The sequence below is a fragment of the uncultured Photobacterium sp. genome, assembly GCF_947502415.1.
Classification (GTDB): Bacteria; Pseudomonadota; Gammaproteobacteria; order Enterobacterales; family Vibrionaceae; genus Photobacterium.
The window spans coordinates 1-298 of record NZ_CANMZV010000121.1 but is presented as its reverse complement, the minus strand read 5'-3'; the positions used below and the strand labels follow the sequence as shown (position 1 = coordinate 298).

Annotated in this window: 1 tRNA gene; it reads left to right on the top strand. The window is 50.7% G+C overall.

The features are described 5' to 3' along the window. Window positions 1-100: 100 nt before the first annotated feature. Window positions 101-187 (top strand) — tRNA-Leu (locus tag Q0852_RS23800). Window positions 188-298: the final 111 nt, after the last annotated feature.

The window sequence follows — 298 nt, the reverse complement described above, 5'->3', positions numbered from 1 at the left end:
ACGTAGCTCAGTTGGTTAGAGCACATCACTCATAATGATGGGGTCACAGGTTCGAATCCCGTCGTAGCCACCATCTTTCTTTTGAAAGATGACACCATGTGCGGTGGTGGCGGAATTGGTAGACGCGCTAGCTTCAGGTGCTAGTGTCCGCAAGGACGTGAGGGTTCAAGTCCCTCCCTCCGCACCAAAATTTAAAGACTGATGCTTTTAGCATTAGCAGCAAAACATGCGGAAGTGGCGGAATTGGTAGACGCACCAGATTTAGGTTCTGGCGCCGCAAGGTGTGAGAGTTCAAGTC